The sequence below is a fragment of the Streptomyces sp. NPDC092370 genome (genome assembly GCF_044755265.1).
In the GTDB taxonomy this organism is placed as follows: domain Bacteria; phylum Actinomycetota; class Actinomycetes; order Streptomycetales; family Streptomycetaceae; genus Streptomyces.
Genome location: NZ_JBIVQO010000001.1, coordinates 1 through 17473 on the forward strand (window position 1 = coordinate 1; position 17473 = coordinate 17473).

Annotated in this window: 14 protein-coding genes and 2 rRNA genes; 9 read left to right on the top strand and 7 right to left on the bottom strand. The window is 71.7% G+C overall.

All coding sequences use genetic code 11. The features are described 5' to 3' along the window. A 23S ribosomal RNA gene (locus ACIQHQ_RS00005) occupies window positions 1-73 on the top strand; the annotation flags it as partial. Between the two features lie 84 nt (window positions 74-157). Further along, a 5S ribosomal RNA gene (gene rrf, locus ACIQHQ_RS00010) occupies window positions 158-274 on the top strand. A gap of 78 nt (window positions 275-352) precedes the next feature. Here the strand turns inward: rrf and ACIQHQ_RS00015 are convergent. From ACIQHQ_RS00015 to ACIQHQ_RS00035, 5 genes are read right to left on the bottom strand one after another with little or no spacing between them, the layout of a single operon-like run. After that, on the bottom strand, window positions 353-1663 hold the full coding sequence (locus ACIQHQ_RS00015; RefSeq protein WP_402608496.1) for a DUF58 domain-containing protein: 1311 nt from the start codon (window positions 1661-1663) through the stop codon (window positions 353-355). Continuing rightward, the gene (locus ACIQHQ_RS00020; protein WP_402608498.1) at window positions 1663-2652 is read right to left on the bottom strand and encodes an AAA family ATPase; all 990 of its coding nucleotides are present in this window, start codon (window positions 2650-2652) and stop codon (window positions 1663-1665) included. The genes ACIQHQ_RS00015 and ACIQHQ_RS00020 overlap by 1 nt, the downstream gene beginning before the upstream one ends. Next, window positions 2652-3848: a DUF4350 domain-containing protein gene (locus ACIQHQ_RS00025; protein WP_402608500.1), complete on the bottom strand. Its 1197-nt coding sequence runs from the start codon at window positions 3846-3848 to the stop codon at window positions 2652-2654. Before ACIQHQ_RS00025 ends, ACIQHQ_RS00020 begins: the two co-directional genes overlap by 1 nt. Next, window positions 3845-4612 (bottom strand): DUF4129 domain-containing protein, encoded by a 768-nt coding sequence (locus ACIQHQ_RS00030; protein WP_402608502.1) that lies wholly within the window; start codon window positions 4610-4612, stop codon window positions 3845-3847. The genes ACIQHQ_RS00025 and ACIQHQ_RS00030 overlap by 4 nt, the downstream gene beginning before the upstream one ends. A 4-nt stretch (window positions 4613-4616) precedes the next feature. After that, window positions 4617-5975: a glycerophosphoryl diester phosphodiesterase membrane domain-containing protein gene (locus ACIQHQ_RS00035; RefSeq protein WP_402608504.1), complete on the bottom strand. Its 1359-nt coding sequence runs from the start codon at window positions 5973-5975 to the stop codon at window positions 4617-4619. Between the two features lie 140 nt (window positions 5976-6115). On the opposite strand from ACIQHQ_RS00035, the gene mtnA reads away from it, so the two are divergent. The 7 genes from mtnA to ACIQHQ_RS00070 all read left to right on the top strand — a co-directional run bounded on the left by mtnA (window position 6116) and on the right by ACIQHQ_RS00070 (window position 15444). Beyond that, window positions 6116-7264, top strand: coding sequence for an S-methyl-5-thioribose-1-phosphate isomerase (gene mtnA / locus ACIQHQ_RS00040; protein ID WP_402608506.1), 1149 nt, complete (start codon window positions 6116-6118; stop codon window positions 7262-7264). A gap of 231 nt (window positions 7265-7495) precedes the next feature. Further along, entirely contained in the window at window positions 7496-8185 is a 690-nt protein-coding gene (gene mtrA, locus ACIQHQ_RS00045; RefSeq protein ID WP_009188938.1) for a two-component system response regulator MtrA, read from the top strand. Window position 8186: 1 nt separating this feature from the next. Continuing rightward, the gene (mtrB, locus tag ACIQHQ_RS00050) at window positions 8187-10382 is read left to right on the top strand and encodes an MtrAB system histidine kinase MtrB (RefSeq protein WP_402608509.1); all 2196 of its coding nucleotides are present in this window, start codon (window positions 8187-8189) and stop codon (window positions 10380-10382) included. Continuing rightward, on the top strand, window positions 10372-12201 hold the full coding sequence (locus tag ACIQHQ_RS00055) for an LpqB family beta-propeller domain-containing protein (RefSeq protein WP_402608511.1): 1830 nt from the start codon (window positions 10372-10374) through the stop codon (window positions 12199-12201). Before mtrB ends, ACIQHQ_RS00055 begins: the two co-directional genes overlap by 11 nt. Before the next feature lie 359 nt (window positions 12202-12560). Beyond that, a complete protein-coding gene (locus ACIQHQ_RS00060; RefSeq protein WP_402608513.1) occupies window positions 12561-13484 on the top strand; it encodes a ComF family protein in 924 nt (307 codons plus the stop codon). A gap of 312 nt (window positions 13485-13796) precedes the next feature. After that, window positions 13797-14492 (top strand): ribosome hibernation-promoting factor, HPF/YfiA family, encoded by a 696-nt coding sequence (gene hpf, locus ACIQHQ_RS00065; protein WP_033308245.1) that lies wholly within the window; start codon window positions 13797-13799, stop codon window positions 14490-14492. Window positions 14493-14697: 205 nt separating this feature from the next. Then, window positions 14698-15444 (top strand): response regulator transcription factor, encoded by a 747-nt coding sequence (locus ACIQHQ_RS00070; protein WP_283973050.1) that lies wholly within the window; start codon window positions 14698-14700, stop codon window positions 15442-15444. 9 nt (window positions 15445-15453) lie between these two features. Here ACIQHQ_RS00070 and ACIQHQ_RS00075 read toward each other — a convergent pair whose 3' ends face one another. Together ACIQHQ_RS00075 and ACIQHQ_RS00080 are read right to left on the bottom strand one after the other, a co-directional pair. After that, window positions 15454-16626, bottom strand: coding sequence for a winged helix-turn-helix domain-containing protein (locus tag ACIQHQ_RS00075; RefSeq protein WP_402608516.1), 1173 nt, complete (start codon window positions 16624-16626; stop codon window positions 15454-15456). Window positions 16627-16695: 69 nt separating this feature from the next. Next, window positions 16696-17262, bottom strand: a complete 567-nt coding sequence (locus ACIQHQ_RS00080; RefSeq protein WP_402608518.1) for a GNAT family N-acetyltransferase — start codon at window positions 17260-17262, stop codon at window positions 16696-16698. Between the last annotated feature and the right edge of the window lie 211 nt (window positions 17263-17473).

Sequence of the window (17473 nt, forward strand, 5' to 3'; positions counted from 1 at the left end):
GTTGATAGGCCGGATATGGAAGCACGGTAACGTGTGGAGTTGACCGGTACTAATAGGCCGAGGGCTTGTCCTCAGTTGCTCGCGTCCACTGTGTTGGTTCTGAAACCACGAACAGCCCCACGTGCCACACGTGGTGCGGCTGACAGTTTCATAGTGTTTCGGTGGTTATAGCGTAGGGGAAACGCCCGGTTACATTCCGAACCCGGAAGCTAAGCCTTACAGCGCCGATGGTACTGCAGGGGGGACCCTGTGGGAGAGTAGGACGCCGCCGAACAATTTTTGGGAAAACCCCCGCATCTTCGGATGCGGGGGTTTTCTGCGTTTCAGGACCCCTTTCGGGGCCCGCTTTCGTTCAAAGGCGTCCGGCCGCCTTCAACGCCAGATAGGCATCCGCCAGCGCCGGCGCCAGGTCGTCCGGTGCGGCGTCGACGACCGTGACGCCGTGGCGGCGGAGTTGCTCTGCCGTACGGTGACGTTCCGACTGGGCCTGGGCGGCTGCGGCGGCCTCGTACACGGCGTCGACATCCCCGCGGCCCTTGGCCATGCGGGTGATGTGCGGGTCCGCCACCGAGGCCAGCAGGACCGTATGGCGCTGAGTGAGCTGGGGGAGGACCGGGAGCAGGCCCTCTTCGACGGGGGCCGCGTCCGAAGACGTGAGCAGGACGATCAGGGAGCGGCGGGGAGACGTGCGCAGGGCGGTGGCCGTGAGACCCCGGGCGTCCATCTCGACGAGTTCCGGTTCGAGCGTGGCCATGGCGTTGACCAGCGCGGGAAGGACATCGCCTGCGGTGCGGCCCTGGACGAGGGCGCGGACTTTGCGGTCGTAGGCGAGAAGGTCCACGCGGTCGCCGGCGCGGGAGGCGAGGGCGGCGAGCAGGAGGGCCGCGTCCATGGCGGCGTCCAGGCGGGGGGCGTCGCCCACGCGGCCGGCCGAGGTGCGCCCGGTGTCGAGGACCAGGAGGATGTGACGGTCCCGCTCGGGACGCCAGGTGCGTACGGCGACCGTGGTCTGGCGGGCTGTGGCGCGCCAGTCGATGGAACGGGTGTCATCGCCCGGGACGTACTCGCGCAGGCTGTCGAACTCGGTGCCTTCACCGCGGGTGAGGACGCTGGTCCGGCCGTCCAGTTCGCGCAGGCGGGCCAGTTTGGACGGCAGGTGCTTGCGGCTGGTGAACGGGGGAAGGACGCGTACCGCCCAGGGGGCCTGGTGGGTGCCCTGGCGGGCGAAAAGGCCGAGGGGGCCGTACGAGCGGATGGTGACGCGGTCGGTCTGGCGGTCACCTCGGCGGGTGGGGCGCAGCCGGGTCGTCACACGGCGGCGTTCCCCCGGCGGGACCGTGATGCGGTGGCGGGAAGCCGTCGTTTCCGTGCCCGGTGTCCAGCTGCTGGGGGGCCAGGCGTCACGGAGCCGGGCGCGGAGGGGGCGGCGGGACGGGTTGGTGAGCGTGAGGGTCACGTCCGCCGTGTCGCCCAGGCGTACGGAGGTGTCGCCGGAGCGGGTCAGGCCCAGGCGTCGTACGGGGGCGGCCAGTGCGAAGTCACAGGCGCAGGCCGCGGCCAGGGGAGCGTTGACCGCCAGGATGCCCGTCCAGCTGGGCTCCCAGATGCCGACGGGGAGGGAGCCCAGGGCCGCGAGGAGGGCGGCGCGTCCGGTGAGTGCCATCAGCGGGGGACGGGGACGTGGGCGAGGATGGCGGTGATGACCGAGTCGGCCGTCACGCCTTCCATCTCGGCCTCCGGGCGGAGCTGCACGCGGTGCCGGAGGGTGGGGAGGGCGAGTGCCTTCACATCGTCCGGGATGACGTAGTCGCGGCCGGTCAGCCAGGCCCAGGCGCGGGCGGTGGACAGGAGGGCCGTGGCGCCTCGTGGGGAGACGCCGAGGGTGAGGGACGGCGACTCGCGGGTGGCGCGGCAGATGTCGACGACGTAGGCGGTGATCTCCGGGGAGATGGTCGTCTTGGCGACGGCGGCTCGGGCTGCTTCCAGGTCGGCGGGGCCCGCCACGGGGCGGACGCCGGCGGCCCGCAGGTCGCGTGGGTTGAAACCTTCGGCGTGACGGGTGAGGACGTCGATCTCGTCCTCGCGGGACGGCAGGGGGATGGTGAGCTTGAGGAGGAAGCGGTCCAGCTGGGCTTCCGGGAGGGGGTAGGTCCCCTCGTACTCGACCGGGTTCTGGGTTGCTGCGACCAGGAACGGGTCGGGGAGGGGGCGGGGGGTGCCGTCGACGGTGACTTGGCGTTCCTCCATGGCTTCCAGGAGGGACGACTGGGTCTTGGGAGGCGTGCGGTTGATCTCGTCGGCGAGGAGAAGGTTGGTGAAGACCGGGCCGGGCTGGAAGGAGAACTCGGCGCTGCGGGTGTCGTAGACCAGGGAACCGGTCACGTCGCTCGGCATGAGGTCGGGAGTGAACTGGACGCGCTTGGTGTCGAGTTCGAGGGCGGAGGCGAGCGCTCGGACCAGGAGGGTCTTGGCGACGCCGGGGACGCCTTCGAGGAGGACGTGGCCGCGGCAGAGCAGGGCGACGACGAGGCCGGTGACGGCGGGGTCCTGGCCGACCACGGCCTTGGCGATCTCGGCGCGCAGGGCCTCCAGGGCGTCTCGGGCGGTGCCCGGGTCCCCGGTCTGCCCGGCGTTGTCAGTGGTCGGGTCCATCATGGACGGCGTACCTCTCTTTCGAGGGCGTCGAGTCGGTCGGCGAGTGCGATGAGCGCTGTGTCGTCGCTGGGCGGTGGTCCGAAGAGGAGTGCGTGCTGGTCCCGGCCGTCGCCGTGGAGGTGGGCGGACAGGGCGGGGAGCAGGGCCTCGGGCGTGTGCGCCTGGGTGACGGGGACGCCTACGAGGGGGGCGAGGCGGGTGCGGGTGGTGGAACGAAGAGCGTCGGCCGCGCGGTCGCGGGCGTCGGCCTTGCGGTAGAGGCGGGCGCGGCCTTCGGCGGTTTCCGAGGCGCGGATCGCGACGGGGAGATTTTCGGGCACGAGGGGGCCGAGCCGGCGTGCCCTCCACAGGGCGGCCAGGGCCGCGGCGATGAAGAGCTGCAGGGTGCCCCAGAGCCAGCCCGGGGGGAGCAGGTCGAAGAAGCTGCGTTCGTCGTCGGCGTCGCTGGCCGACGTGTCGGAGAGCGAGGGGAGATACCAGACGAGATGAGGGCGGGAGCCGAGCAGTTGGAGGGCGAGCGAGGCGTTGCCCTGCTCGTCGAGGCGGTCGTTGAGGAGGATGTCGGGCGCGCCCAGGGCGATGGTGTCGCCGTCCCCGCGTGGGTCCGGGATGCGCAGCAGGGTGGCCAGACGCTCGCTGGGGTAGCACTGGTCCGCGCCGAGGTGGGTGGTGGTGTAGCGGACGCCGCCGGTCTCGGCGGTGCCGGCGCGCCGGGCGGCGGGCAGGGTGCAGTTTGGGGAGAGCGTCGAGTCGAGACTGGTGGCGGGGTCGGCGGTGACGCCGGGGGCGAGCCGTTCGATGGAGGCGCTGCCGGAGGCGACCAGGACGGTGCGGCCGTGGGAATCGGCGAACGCGCGGTGCAGGCGATGCTGCTGACCGGGGGTCAGCAGGTCGGGGGCGGCCACCAGGAGGGTGGTGTCCGGTCCGGCTGCGGTGGCCGCGTCGTTCAGGGTCGTGACGACCCGGGTGTCCACGCCGCGGTCGGCGAGGAGTTCGGCGACGGCGCGGCTGCCGTTGGGGTCGGCGGAGCGCGGGTCGAGTTCGCCGTGGCGGGCGTCGGAGCGGATGACGGCGATGGCGACAGCTCCCACGAGGAGCACCACGAGGGCGAGCGCGATGCCGCGGGCGCGGGTCCACACCTGGCGGGCGGTGGGCGAGGCCGAGGTGGAGGAGAGGGTGGCCTCGGTGGTCATTCGGCGGCTCCCTGGCGGCCGGTGGGGGCCGTGCTCGCGCCGCTCGCCGTCAGCTGGGGCTTGGTGCGTTCCAGGTCGCGGTCGAGTTCCGCGATGCGATGGTACGACTGCTCGGTCGCCGAGCGGCCGCCGTACGTCACGTCGTCGAAGTCGCGTGCGGCGGTGCGCAGCCGGTCGGTGTGGGCCGGCAGGGCGCGGCCGGCTTCGGCTACGGCCTCGTCGGCGGTGCGGCCGGGGCGGACGTCGAGGAGGGCGCGTTCCTCCAGGGCGCGGACGAGGGCCCGCATGCGTTCCTGGACGGCCTGGTTCCAGTGGCCCTGTGCGGCGTGCGCCTCGGCCGTGGCGCGGTGGTCGGCGGCGCTGCGAGGGCGGTCGTCGAACAGGGCGGCGGACGAGGTGGGTCGGCGGCGGGGGGTGCCCAGGCGCCACCACAGGGCGGCCAGGAGCGCGATGACGGCCAGGATGATGACGATCAGGCCGAGGGTGCCGCCGGGGGTGGCGGCCGAGGTGGCGTCGAAGAGTTTGCCGAGCCAGTCCCAGAAGGCGTCCAGGGCGCGCTGGAACAGGCTGGGGTCGTCCTCGTGGTACATCCGCTTGGACAGCTCGCGCCGGGCCGCCTCGCGCGCGGGGTCGCGCGGTGTGGTGAGGGGCGGTTCGTCGGCGGAGCGGGCCGGCGACAGCAGGGGTGTGTCGCCGGCGCTCAGCAGCGTCCGTATCCCGGCGCGTGGCAGCGCCGTGATGAGAAGTTCCCCCGCCCTGCTCACCGCATCAGCTCCCCGGAGTGGCGCCGGGGGCGGGGGAGCCGTAGCCCTGGACGCCTGCGGCGCGGGCCAGTTCGAGGTCGAGGGCCTCGCGGCGGATGCGCTGGTCGATGTAGAGGAGCACGGTGACACCTGCCGTGATCGGCAACGTGATCATGGAGCCGATCACCGAGCCGATGCCGCTGATGATGAGGAACGTCCAGCCGAGGCTGCCGACACCGCTGTTGAGCCAGCCGGTGAGGCCGTCGCCGCTGAGGGCCGCGGCGAGGAGGGTGAAGGGGATGACGATGATCGAGGCGACGACGTTCGCGATGAGCGTGGCGAGCAGCTGGATGCCGAAGATCCGCCACCAGGTGCCCTGGACCAGCTTCGCGGACCGGCTCATGGCCTTCTTGATGCCCTGCTTCTCCAGCATGAGGGCGGGCGAGGCGAGAGAGAAGCGGATCGCCAGCCACAGGGCGACGATGCCGGCGCCGATGATGCCGAGAACCGTGAGAGCGACGCCTGCGCCGTTGTTCCCGGCGACGGTGACGAGGAGGCCGGGCAGGGCTCCCACGGTGACGACGCCGACGGTGATGAGCAGCAACACGCAGATCAGGCCGAACAGTTTGAGGACCTGAGGGCGGGCGTCCCGCCAGGCTTCGCCGATGGTCACCGACGTGCCGAGGACGGCACGGCTGGTGACGGTGGTGAGCAGCGCGGTGGCGATGACGGTGCCGACCAGGGAGATCACGAAGACGACCGTGGAGTTGAGCATGGCGTCGCCCATGGCGCGGGTCAGCTCGCTGAGGGTCGCGCTGGGATCGTTGAGGGCGTCGGTAGTGGCCTCGTCCAGGACGAGGCCCTGGAAGAGGACGACGATGACCTCGGTGAGGACGGCGACGGTGAGCGAGATGCCCAGGACCGTGCGCCAGTAGGTGCGCATGGTGGAGACCGCGCCGTCGAGGATCTCGCCCACGCCGAGCGGGCGGAGCGGGATGACGCCGGGCTTGGCGGCGGGCGGGGGGCCGCCCCAGCCGCTTCCCCAGCCGCCGGGGGCGCCGTGTCCGGGGCGGCCTCCGGGGCCGTATCCGCCGGGACCGTGGCCGCCGGGAGGCTGGGTGCCCCAGCCCGGGCCGGGCGGCGGGGGCGGGGGCGCCTGGCCGGGGACGGCCGGGCCGCTGGGGGCGGACCACTGGGCCGGTGGCGGCTGCTCCTTGGACCACTGCGGGCCCGGGCCCTGCGGGGTCCGGCCGGGCTCGGCCGGCTGGTCCGCGGGCTGTGCGGGTCCGGGGCGGTCGGTGGGCTCGGCAGGGCCGGACTGATCCGGCTTCTGCCCGTCGGACGGGGCGGATCCGGGCGAGGCCCAGCCCGGAGTGTCGTTCATCGTCGCTCCTTCACGGTGCCCGTCCGCGGTCGCGGCGGCAGGTTGGCAGCCATCGTGCCATGGGGTGGTCTTGGAATGACCGGCCGCGGTATGGGCTGCGTACCTTCAATTGTCCGCTCGATAGGGGGCAGACTGACGGCATGGCTGATCAGTACGCGCACAGCGGTGACGACAAACGGCCGACTGACATCCCCGCGATCCGCTGGGAAGAGCCACCGGAAGGCCCCGTTCTGGTCCTGCTGGACCAGACGAGACTGCCCGTAGAGGAGGTCGAACTGGTCTGTACGGACGCGTCCGCACTCGTGGAGGCGATTCGCTCGCTCGCCGTGCGCGGAGCGCCCCTGCTCGGCATCGCGGGGGCGTACGGGGTCGCGCTCGCGGCCATGCGGGGTTTCGACGTGGACGAGGCCGCCTCCGCGCTGGCGGGTGCCCGGCCGACCGCGGTGAACCTGGCTGTGGGTGTGCGCCGGGCCCAGGCGGCTCACCGGGCGGCGCTCGCCGAGGGCGGTGACGTCCGGCAGGCGGCCGCGGCGGCGCTGGCCGCGGCGCGGCAGCTGCACCGGGAGGATGCCGAGGCCAGTGGGCGGATGGCCGAGCACGGGCTGGCGTTGCTCGACGAGTTGCTGCCCGGGGGCGGGCACCGGATCCTCACCCACTGCAACACCGGTTCGCTGGTGTCGGGCGGGGAGGGGACGGCGTTCGCGGTGGCGCTCGCGGCACACCGGACGGGGCGGCTGCGGCGGCTGTGGGTGGACGAGACACGGCCGTTGCTGCAGGGAGCTCGCCTGACGGCGTACGAGGCGGCTCGCAGCGGGATGGCGTACACGCTGCTCACCGACAATGCGGCGGGGTCGCTGTTCGCCGCCGGTGAGGTGGACGCGGTGCTGATCGGGGCGGACCGCATCACGGCGGACGGTTCGGTGGCGAACAAGGTCGGGAGCTATCCGCTGGCGGTGCTGGCGCGGTACCACCATGTGCCGTTCATCGTGGTGGCGCCGGTGACGACGGTGGATCTGGACACTGCGGACGGTGCGTCCATCGAGGTCGAGCAGCGGCCGGGGCACGAGGTGACGGAGGTGACCGCGCCGCAGGTGCCGGTGGCCGGTGCGGAGGCGGGCGGTGGGATTCCGGTGGCGCCGCTGGGGACACAGGCCTACAACCCGGCGTTTGACGTGACCCCGGCCGAGCTGGTGACGGCGATCGTCACGGAAGAGGGTGTCGTTTCGCCTGTGACGGCGGAGGCACTCGCAGAGGTGTGTGCGCGGTCGCGACGGGTGTCGGCGGACTGAGCAGGCGGTTGCAGAGGGTGCGCGGGGCGAGGCGGGTTCCGGGCACCCTCGCCTCGCCGTGCTCCGTTCTGCGGTCTTCCCTGCCCTTGAGAGGCCCTGAAACCGGGCGGGTCTCGTCCGCGTCGAGATCATCGGCGGGCGGGCGAGGGCAGACAGTAGCGCTAGCTGCGACTATGGTCACTGGCCGGTGAGCTACCTCACCACTGCCTTCGCCACCGTTATGAGAATGGGATGATGTCGTTTATGAAGGGACGAGTCCTTGTCGTCGACGACGACACCGCACTGGCCGAGATGCTCGGCATCGTGCTGCGTGGTGAGGGTTTCGAGCCGTCGTTCGTGGCCGACGGCGACAAGGCGCTGGCCGCTTTTCGCGAGGCCAAGCCCGATCTGGTGCTGCTCGACCTGATGCTGCCCGGCCGGGACGGCATCGAGGTGTGCCGCCTGATCAGGGCGGAGTCGGGCGTGCCGATCGTGATGCTGACCGCGAAGAGCGACACCGTCGATGTCGTCGTGGGCCTGGAGTCCGGTGCCGACGACTACATCGTGAAGCCGTTCAAGCCGAAGGAGCTGGTGGCCCGTATCCGGGCGCGGCTTCGGAGGTCCGAGGAGCCCGCTCCGGAGCAGCTCGCCATCGGTGACCTGGTCATCGACGTGGCCGGTCACTCCGTGAAGCGGGACGGGCAGTCGATCGCGCTGACGCCGCTGGAGTTCGACCTGCTGGTCGCGCTGGCCCGCAAGCCTTGGCAGGTGTTCACCCGCGAGGTGCTGCTGGAGCAGGTGTGGGGCTATCGGCACGCGGCGGACACGCGGCTGGTCAACGTGCATGTGCAGCGGCTGCGCTCCAAGGTCGAGAAGGACCCGGAGAAGCCGGAGATCGTGGTGACCGTTCGTGGTGTCGGGTACAAGGCAGGGCCGAGCTGACATGTCCGGCGACAGTGCCGCTTCGGCGCCCGGCCGGTCCGGGGCCCGCCCGGAGCGGCCTGTCGGGCGGCGGAAATCCGGCTCCCGCTGGGCGCGGTTCCTGGAGAGCGGCCTGCTCCAGGGCGGCGTCCAGGGCAGCCCGGTCATCCGTCTGTTCATGCGATGGGTGCGCCGGCCGCTGCTGCCCGTCATGCGGCTGTGGCGGCGCAACATCCAGCTCAAGGTCGTCGTCACGACCCTGCTGATGTCGCTCGGTGTGGTGCTGCTGCTGGGCTTCGTCGTCATCGGGCAGGTGCGCAACGGCCTGCTGGACGCCAAGGTGAAGGCGTCCCAGAGCCAGGCCACGGGCGGGTTCGCGGTGGCCAAGCAGCGGGCCGGCGAGGCGGCGAGCGGCACCGGCGACGACGCCGTCACGGCGGACGGGCGCCCCGCGCAGAACGTCACCCCGTGGATGAGCGACCTCGTCTCCTCGCTGTCCAGTGGCGGCCAGGGCGCCTTCGACGTGGTGACGCTCCCGGCCTCCGACGCCGACGGCGCGGGCGGCCGCGGGCAGCGTGCCTCCGGCGAGGTGGACTGGAGCAGGAGCGTGCCCGCCGACCTGCGTGAGCGGGTCGGCAGCAGTACGGCGGCCGCGCAGAGCTATACCCGCATCACCTACAACAACGAGACCAAGGACTCCCAGCCGGGCCTGGTCATCGGCATGCAGGTCGACGACCCCAACGGCGACCCGTACCAGCTGTACTACCTCTTCCCGCTCACCCAGGAGGAGAAGTCGCTGAGCCTGGTCAAGGGCACGCTGGCGACGGCCGGGCTGTTCGTCGTGGTCCTGCTCGGAGCGATCGCCTGGCTCGTCGTGCGGCAGGTCGTCACGCCGGTGCGGATGGCGGCGGGGATCGCCGAGCGGCTGTCGGCCGGGCGGCTTCAGGAGCGTATGAAGGTCACCGGCGAGGACGACATCGCGCGGCTCGGTGAGGCCTTCAACAAGATGGCGCAGAATCTCCAGCTGAAGATCAGCCAGCTGGAGGACCTGTCGCGGATGCAGCGGCGGTTCGTGTCGGACGTGTCGCACGAGCTGCGCACGCCGCTGACGACCGTCCGGATGGCCGCCGACGTCATCCACGAGGCGCGTGTGGACTTCGACCCGGTGACCGCCCGGTCGGCGGAACTGCTCGCCGACCAGCTGGACCGGTTCGAGTCGCTGCTCGCCGACCTGCTGGAGATCAGCCGGTTCGACGCGGGCGCCGCGGCGCTGGAGGCGGAGCCGATAGACCTCAGGGACGTCGTACGGCGGGTGGTCAGCGGGGCCGAGCCGCTCGCGGAACGCAAGGGCACCCGCATTCGGGTCCTCGGGGACCAGCAGCCCGTCGTCGCCGAGGCCGATGCCCGGCGCGTGGAGCGGGTGCTGCGCAACCTCGTCGTCAACGCCGTCGAGCACGGTGAGGGCAGGGACGTCGTCGTCAAGCTCGCCGCGGCCGGTGGTGCCGTCGCCGTGGCGGTGCGGGACTACGGGGTCGGTCTGAAGCCGGGCGAGGCGACCCGGGTGTTCAGCCGCTTCTGGCGGGCCGACCCGGCCCGCGCCCGTACCACCGGTGGTACGGGCCTGGGGCTGTCGATCGCCCTGGAGGACGCGCGGCTGCACGGCGGCTGGCTGCAGGCGTGGGGTGAGCCAGGGGGTGGTTCGCAGTTCCGGCTGACGCTGCCCAGGACCGCCGACGAGCCGCTGCGGGGCTCTCCGATACCGCTGGAGCCCAAGGATTCACGGCGGAACCGGGGGCTGGACGATGCCGGCCTGCCGTGCGGCGGTGGGGACGGCGAGAAGCGGGCGACCGTGCCGGCGCAGCCGGTGAGCGGGCCGGTGCCGCAGGGCACGAAGCGGGACCCGATACCGCCGCGTGTCGCCCCCACGGCGGATCCGACGGCCCTGCCCGGCAACGGTTCGCGTGTGGTGCCCAGGCCCGCCTCGGCCACGCGGCGGCAGGACGAGGCGGCGGGGGCGGAGCAGTCGGCTCCCGGCGCGGGCGTGAGTGAGCCGGAGGGGTCGGGGCGGGGCGAGGACGCCGGCGGCCGGGCCGGGCCGACCCGGGATCCGGTCGGGAACGGGCCCCGGGACGACGACGACCGCTCCGCGGGATCGGGCGGCCGGGAGACCGGGCCCCGGGACGTGGACAGGCAAGGGGAGGCATCTCGTGGGCGCTGACCGCGAGGGGCGCGGCCGGCGCAGGCCCGCGCGCGTGATGGTGTACGCCGCCGGTGGCGTCCTGGTGCTGGCGGGGTGCGCCTCGATGCCGGACAGCGGGGATCTGCGGGGCGTGGAGTCCACCCCGCGCCAGGAGACACAGGTGCGGGTGTTCGCCGTGCCGCCGGGGGAGGACGCGCCGCCCTCGGAGATCGTGCAGGGCTTCCTGGAGGCGCTCACCAGCGACGATCCGCACTACAAGACGGCACGCCAGTACCTGACCGGCGACGCCGCGAAGACCTGGCGGCCCGAGGCGTCCGCCACCGTGCTGACGGACGGGCCGGGCGCCAAGCCCGAGGCCGGCGGCGGTGGTGAGGACAGGGGCGAGATCTCGTACATGCTGACCGGCACCAAGGTCGCCACCGTCGACGCGCAGCAGGCGTACGCGCCCGCGAAGGGGGCGTACGGCAGGAGCGTGCGCCTGACGCAGGACGACAAGCGGCAGTGGCGGATCGACGCGCTGCCGCAGGGCGTCGTCATGGGCGAGTCGGACTTCCAGCGCAACTACATGTCCGTCAGCAAGTACTACTTCGCCTCGAACGCCGACGCGGCCGGATCGAAGTCACAGCCCACGGCGGTCGCCGACCCGGTCTACGTGCGTCGGCGCGTGGAGCCCATGACGCAGATGGTGAGCTCCCTGCTCAACGGGCCTACGCGGTGGCTGGGGCCCGTGGTCAGATCGAGTTTCCCCACCGGTACGGCGCTGGCGAAGGACGCCGGCGCCCTGACGCCCGACGACCGGAACAAGCTGACGGTTCCGCTCAACGACAAGGCCGAGGGCGTCGGCACCAACCGGTGCGAGGAGATGGCCGCCCAGCTGCTCTTCACGCTGCGGAACCTCAGCCCCGCGGTGGACGAGGTCGAGCTGCGGGCCGGCGGGGAGAACCTGTGCTCGCTCACCCAGGGAGCGGCCGAAGCGGCGGCCTCCCGGAGCGCGGCGCGGCACCCCGACTACCTGTACTTCGTCGACGGCAAGCACCGGCTCGTACGGATCGCCGCGGGCAACAGTGACACCGATCCGGAACCGGCGCCGGGGGCGCTCGGCGAGGGTGAAACGGCGCTGCGGTCGGTGGCGGTCTCGCGTGACGAGCACACCGCGGCCGGTGTCAGCCTCGACGGCAAGTCGCTGTACGTGGGCTCGCTGGTATCGGGCGGTTCGCTGGGCGAGCCGGTGCTGCGCAGCCAGGGCGGGGCCGAGAAGCAGCGGCTGACCACGCCCAGCTGGGACGCGGACGACGGTCTGTGGGTGGCCGACCGCGACCCCGAACATCCCCGGCTGCTCCTCCTCCAGGAGGGCAAGGGCGATCCGCTGGAGGTGCGCATGCCGCACCTCGATGGACGGATCCAGTCCGTGCGGGTGGCCGCCGACGGGGTGCGGATCGCGCTCGTCGTGGAGAAGGGCGGCAAGAAGACCCTGCTCATCGGGTTGATCGAGAGGGGCGAGAAGCAGGGCGGTGAGCCGGCCGTCAGCGTGGTCGAACTGCGCTCCGCGACACCGGAGTTGGAGCAGGTCTCGGCCATGTCGTGGGCCGGGGACAGCCGGCTCGTGGTGGTCGGGCGCGAACACGGGGGCGTCGAGCAGATGCGGTACGTCCAGGTCGACGGTTCCACCCCGGACGTGCCGGTGCCCGCGGCCCTGACCGGCGTCAAGGACGTCACCGCCGCAGAGGACGACCAGTTGCCGCTGGTGGCGTACTCGGTGGACGGCATCGTCCGGCTGCCGTCGGGGGAGCAGTGGCAGAGGGTGACGGAGGGGACGGCGCCGGTTTATCCGGGGTGAGGTGTGAGCGTCCCGGAGGTGTCGCCGGGGTGTGCTGAACGCGGGCGGCCGCTCCTGCCGAGGATGGACTCGGCAGGAGCGGCCGTCGGCGTTCGGGCGGGGCGGTGCACGGGGTTGCCGCCGCTGTGGGGCGGGGCGGTTCACCGCGCTGCCGCCGGTCTGGGGCGCGGTCCGTAGGGGGCCGGGCCTGTGCGGGTGTCGCTCTGCCGGCTTCACTCCTGTCGGCTTCACGCGTGGTGACTTCACCCGTGCGGGCTCCACTCGTATGGGGGACGGCCGGGTCGCGGCGCGGCTGGTTGTGCACAGGGGGTTGTCCACAGGGGTGGTCGGGCCGGGCCCGGGTGGGCACAGTGGTGGCCATGTGGGGGTGGTGGCAGGACCTGACCGACCTGGTGCTGCCGGGCGAGTGCGGGGGCTGCGGAGCGCTTCGTACGGTGCTGTGCGCCCGGTGCCGTGCGGTGCTGAGCGGAGCGGCGGTGCGTCGGGTGCGTCCGGTGCCGGAGCCGCCCGGGCTGCCCATGGTGCACGCGGCGGCCCGGTATGCGGACGAGGTCCGGGCGGCGCTGCTGGCCCACAAGGAGCGAGGCGCTCTGGCACTGGCCGGGCCGCTCGGGGTGGCGCTCGCGGGGGCCGTGCGGGCGGGGCTCCGGGACGCCTCGGCTCCGGCTGCGGCCGGGATGGCGCGGTCCCGGGGTGGCAGAGCTCCTGTGCTGCTCGTGCCGGTGCCGTCCGGGCGGCGCGCCGTGCGGGCCCGGGGGCATGATCCGACACGGCGGATCGCGCTCGCGGCGGCGGTGGAGTTGCGGCGGAGAGGGCTGCCGGCCCGGGTGCTCGGCGTGCTGCGGCAGCGGCGGGCCGTCGCCGATCAGTCGGGGCTCAACTCCCGGCAGCGGCTGGACAATCTCGCGGGGGCCCTGGAGGTGGCTCCCGTCGGTGTCCGGCTGCTCTCCGGAGGGCCGGTCGTCCTCGTCGACGACGTGATGACCACCGGGGCCTCTCTCGCGGAGGCCGCACGAGCCGTGCGCGCGGTCTCGTACAGGCTTGCGGCCTCGTACCGCGCGACGGGGCCGATTCCGAACGCTGCGGGGACTTCGGCCGTGTACGGGCGAGAGACGTGGGAAAGCAGAGAGGAACAGAACGTCGGATCAAGGCGAGAGAGGACGGGCCGGCGGCCCGCCCGGCAGGGAATCGCGGGCGCGGATGACACCGACGGGGTCGTCGACATGGTGTGCGCGGCAGTCGTCGCGGCATCACCGGACTCATTGGAAATAAACCGGAACTGACCGAGATCTTGTGTCGTTGCAGGTAACGAGAGGGCCTATTCACCTGAACGGAGGTACGCCGCAGTAGAGGGTGACGACATCCGTCCGGGCGAGATATGTTCGGTTGAGAGGGAAAGCCGCAGGCCACACCTCTCCAATCCGAATGCCGTGCCGCGCGTTTTTCTTCATCACTCGCGACGGTGGAGTGGAGATCTTGCCCATGGGGGAGGAGGTGGAAGTCACCGAGTCCGAAGGTTCCGGGGCTCACCGGAACCTGGTGCAAAAGGGAGACGCTCCGCATCGAAGCGGAGCGATCCGGGAACGGAGTTCTGCGTGGACATCGTCGTCAAGGGCCGCAAGACCGAGGTGCCCGAGCGGTTCCGGAAGCACGTGGCCGAGAAGCTGAAGCTGGAGAAGATCCAGAAGCTCGACGGCAAGGTGATCAGCCTCGACGTCGAGGTGTCCAAGGAGCCGAACCCCCGACAGGCCGACCGCTGTGACCGAGTGGAGATCACACTCCGCTCCCGCGGTCCGGTGATCCGGGCGGAGGCAGCGGCGAGCGACCCGTACGCGGCGCTCGACCTGGCGGCGGAAAAGCTGGAAGCCCGGCTGCGCAGGCAGCACGACAAGCGGTACTCGCGCCGTGGAGCGCGCCGGATCCCGGCCGCCGAGGTCGCCGACCACGTCCCGGGCGTGGCGACGCTCAACGGAAACGGCCTGGTGCCCGCCTCCGAGGAGGAGCCCGAGGCCGTACCCACGAAGAAGATCGGCTCACTGGAAGTGCAGGGTGACGGCCCCATCGTCGTCCGCGAGAAGACCCACGTCGCAGCACCCATGACCCTCGACCAGGCTCTCTACGAGATGGAGCTGGTCGGGCACGACTTCTATCTGTTCGTCGACTCCGAGACCAAGGAACCGAGTGTCGTCTACCGACGGCACGCCTACGACTACGGCGTGATCCATCTCAGCACGGACACCATGGTCACCCAGGCGCACTCTCCCGACGCGGGCGGTGCGCTCGGCGGCTGACCATGCCGGGTGACAGCGGAACCGGTGCCCCTGGAGCGCGTGTGCGCCCCCAGGGGCACCCCCGTGCGACCACTTCGCGCCCCGCTCCGGCACCCCGGTGCCGTCCGGGCATGAAATCATGGTGGCCACGGCCCAACCGGTGGGTCGTTGCTCTGGGTTGGCGATGGCTCAGGACCTCAGGCCACAGCCTTCAGGGGGAGGAACGATGGCGGACAGCTTCGGACCGATGCGTGACAAGGATGCCGGCGACGGCGTCGTCGCCATGGGCCCGGACTCGGGGACTCCACGCAAGGAACCGATCAGAGTCCTCGTGGTGGACGATCACGCCTTGTTCCGCCGTGGTCTGGAGATCGTGCTCGCCGCCGAGGAGGACATCCAGGTCGTGGGAGAGGCGGGCGACGGCGCCGAGGCCGTCGAGAAGGCCGCCGACCTGCTGCCCGACATCGTCCTGATGGACGTCCGGATGCCCAAGAGGGGCGGGATCGAGGCATGCACCTCCATCAAGGAGGTGGCACCCAGCGCCAAGATCATCATGCTGACGATCAGCGACGAGGAAGCCGACCTCTACGACGCCATCAAGGCGGGCGCGACCGGCTATCTCCTCAAGGAGATCTCCACCGACGAGGTGGCCACCGCCATTCGCGCGGTGGCCGACGGGCAGTCGCAGATCAGCCCGTCCATGGCGTCGAAACTCCTCACCGAGTTCAAGTCGATGATCCAGCGCACGGACGAGCGCCGGCTGGTGCCCGCTCCGCGCCTGACCGACCGTGAACTCGAAGTCCTCAAGCTCGTCGCCACGGGAATGAACAACCGCGACATCGCCAAGGAGTTGTTCATCTCCGAGAACACCGTGAAGAACCACGTCCGCAACATCCTGGAGAAGCTGCAACTGCACTCCAGGATGGAAGCGGTGGTGTACGCGATGCGGGAAAAGATCCTCGAGATCCGCTAGGACCCGGCCTCAGCCGAGCAGGCGTGCGAGGTCCTTCACCAGGGGCTCGCGCAGGTCCGGCGCGTCGACCCGATCCACGCGGACGTCCGTGCAGCCCACCCAGGTAGCCGCCTCGGCCAGGGCCTGGGCGACGGCCGGGACCGACTTCGGGCCGTCGAGCGTGACCTGCTTGGCCACCAGTGTGCGGCCCTCGCGGGCCGGGTCCACGCGGCCGACGAGACGGCCACCGGCCAGCACCGGCATCGCGAAGTAGCCGTAGACCCGCTTCTGCCTGGGGACGTAGGCCTCCAGGCGGTGCGTGAAGCCGAAGATCCGCTCCGTGCGAGCCCGCTCCCAGATCAGGGAGTCGAAGGGCGACAGCAGCGTCGTGCGGTGACGCCCCCGCGGGGACGTCTCCAGGGCCGCGGGATCGGCCCAGGCCGGCTTGCCCCAGCCCTCGACCGAGACCGGGACCAGACCCGAGTCGGCGATCACCGCGTCGACCTGTTCCCCCTTGAGACGGTGGTAGTCGGCGATGTCAGCACGGGTCCCGACCCCGAGCGACCGGCCCGCCAGACGGACCAGGCGGCGCAGGCACTCGGTGTCGTCCAGCTCGTCGTGCAGCAGCGCCTCCGGGACGGCCCGCTCGGCCAGGTCGTAGACGCGCTTCCAGCCGCGGCGCTCCACGCACACCACCTCGCCGTACATCAGGGCGCGTTCGACGGCGACCTTGGAGCCGGACCAGTCCCACCAGTCGTTCGTCTTCTTCGCGCCGCCCAACTCCGTGGCTGTGAGGGGGCCTTCGGAGCGGAGCTGTTTGATGACCCGGTCGTAGGCGCCGTCGGGCAGCTCGTGGTTCCAGTGCGGGCGGTTGCGGTAGGCACGGCGGCGGAAGGCGAAGTGGGGCCACTCCTCGATCGGGAGGATGCACGCGGCGTGGGACCAGTACTCGAAGGAGTGGGTGTCCTGCCAGTAGGCGTCCTCGACCGTCCTCCGGCCCACCGCGCCCAGGCGGGCGTACGGCACGAGTTCATGGGAGCGGGCCAGGACCGAGATGGTGTCGAGCTGTATCGCGCCCAGGTGGCGAAGGACGCCCCGGACGCCGGAGCGACGGTCGGGCACGCCGAGGAAGCCCTGGGCACGCAGCGCGATTCTGCGGGCCTCGTCCGCGGAGAGGTCTGCTGTGGGGCGCGGAGTGGTCATGGTCGCAGCGTAGGGGCTGGGACTGACAACGGGCTGTGACCTGCGGGTTCGCCAGGGAGATCGAGCCGGTCAGCGTGCCGGCAGGTACGGGGCCACCGACGGGAGGCCCAGGTCCGAGGGGAGCAGCGAGCCCACCCAGGCGTCACGGCGTACCCCCTTGTTGTTCGTCGCGGAGCGCAGTGTGCCCTCGATCGTGAAACCCGCTCGTTCGGCCACCGCTCGGGACGCCCGGTTGCCCACCTCCGCGCGCCATTCGACGCGGTCGAGTGCGGCGTGGGTGAAGGACCAGCGGCAGGCGGTCAGGACGGCCTCGGTGACGTAGCCGTTGGCGCGGTGCTGTTTCGCGGCCCAGAAGCCGATCTCGCCCAGGCCCAGGGCGCGCAGCGTGATGCCGAGCATCCCCGCCAGTTCTCCGGAGTGCAGGAAGACACCGAAGGTGAACATGGAGCCGTCCGCCCAGCCCCGCGGTGCCAGTTGCTCCGTGAAGTTCCGGGCGTGCTCGCGCAGGTAGGGCGAGGGGATCGTGGTCCAGCGCTGGATGTCGGGGTCCTGGCAGGCGTCGTACACCGCGTCGGTGTCCTGGGGGCCCACCGGGCGCAGCAGGAGGCGGTCCGTGGTGAGGGTGACGGGGTCCATCGGCCGATTCTGCTCGGAGGCCGGCCGCGCCGCCATCGATTTGCCGTGCGTGAGCGGGTGATCACGTGGTGTGCGATTCGGCCGAGAGGTGCGGCACCATCCGGGAGGGCCGGACGTTGTCCCCTTTGAAGCAGACGTGAATCAGAATGGAAGCAGCGGACGGTCGCCGTCACGGCAGGCCCTCCCGGCGCGGCGGGGTCCTCGCATACGA

Excerpts from the sequence above, each read along its gene's own strand:
- mtrB (WP_402608509.1), top strand. The coding sequence starts at position 8,187 with ATGTCCGGCGACAGTGCCGCTTCGGCGCCCGGCCGGTCCGGGGCCCGC.
- ACIQHQ_RS00025 (WP_402608500.1), bottom strand. The coding sequence starts at position 3,848 with ATGACCACCGAGGCCACCCTCTCCTCCACCTCGGCCTCGCCCACCGCC.
- ACIQHQ_RS00035 (WP_402608504.1), bottom strand. The coding sequence starts at position 5,975 with ATGAACGACACTCCGGGCTGGGCCTCGCCCGGATCCGCCCCGTCCGAC.
- ACIQHQ_RS00070 (WP_283973050.1), top strand. The coding sequence starts at position 14,698 with ATGGCGGACAGCTTCGGACCGATGCGTGACAAGGATGCCGGCGACGGC.
- mtnA (WP_402608506.1), top strand. The coding sequence starts at position 6,116 with ATGGCTGATCAGTACGCGCACAGCGGTGACGACAAACGGCCGACTGAC.
- ACIQHQ_RS00075 (WP_402608516.1), bottom strand. The coding sequence starts at position 16,626 with ATGACCACTCCGCGCCCCACAGCAGACCTCTCCGCGGACGAGGCCCGC.
- mtrA (WP_009188938.1), top strand. The coding sequence starts at position 7,496 with ATGATGTCGTTTATGAAGGGACGAGTCCTTGTCGTCGACGACGACACC.
- ACIQHQ_RS00015 (WP_402608496.1), bottom strand. The coding sequence starts at position 1,663 with ATGGCACTCACCGGACGCGCCGCCCTCCTCGCGGCCCTGGGCTCCCTC.
- ACIQHQ_RS00060 (WP_402608513.1), top strand. The coding sequence starts at position 12,561 with ATGTGGGGGTGGTGGCAGGACCTGACCGACCTGGTGCTGCCGGGCGAG.
- ACIQHQ_RS00080 (WP_402608518.1), bottom strand. The coding sequence starts at position 17,262 with ATGGACCCCGTCACCCTCACCACGGACCGCCTCCTGCTGCGCCCGGTG.
- ACIQHQ_RS00020 (WP_402608498.1), bottom strand. The coding sequence starts at position 2,652 with ATGGACCCGACCACTGACAACGCCGGGCAGACCGGGGACCCGGGCACC.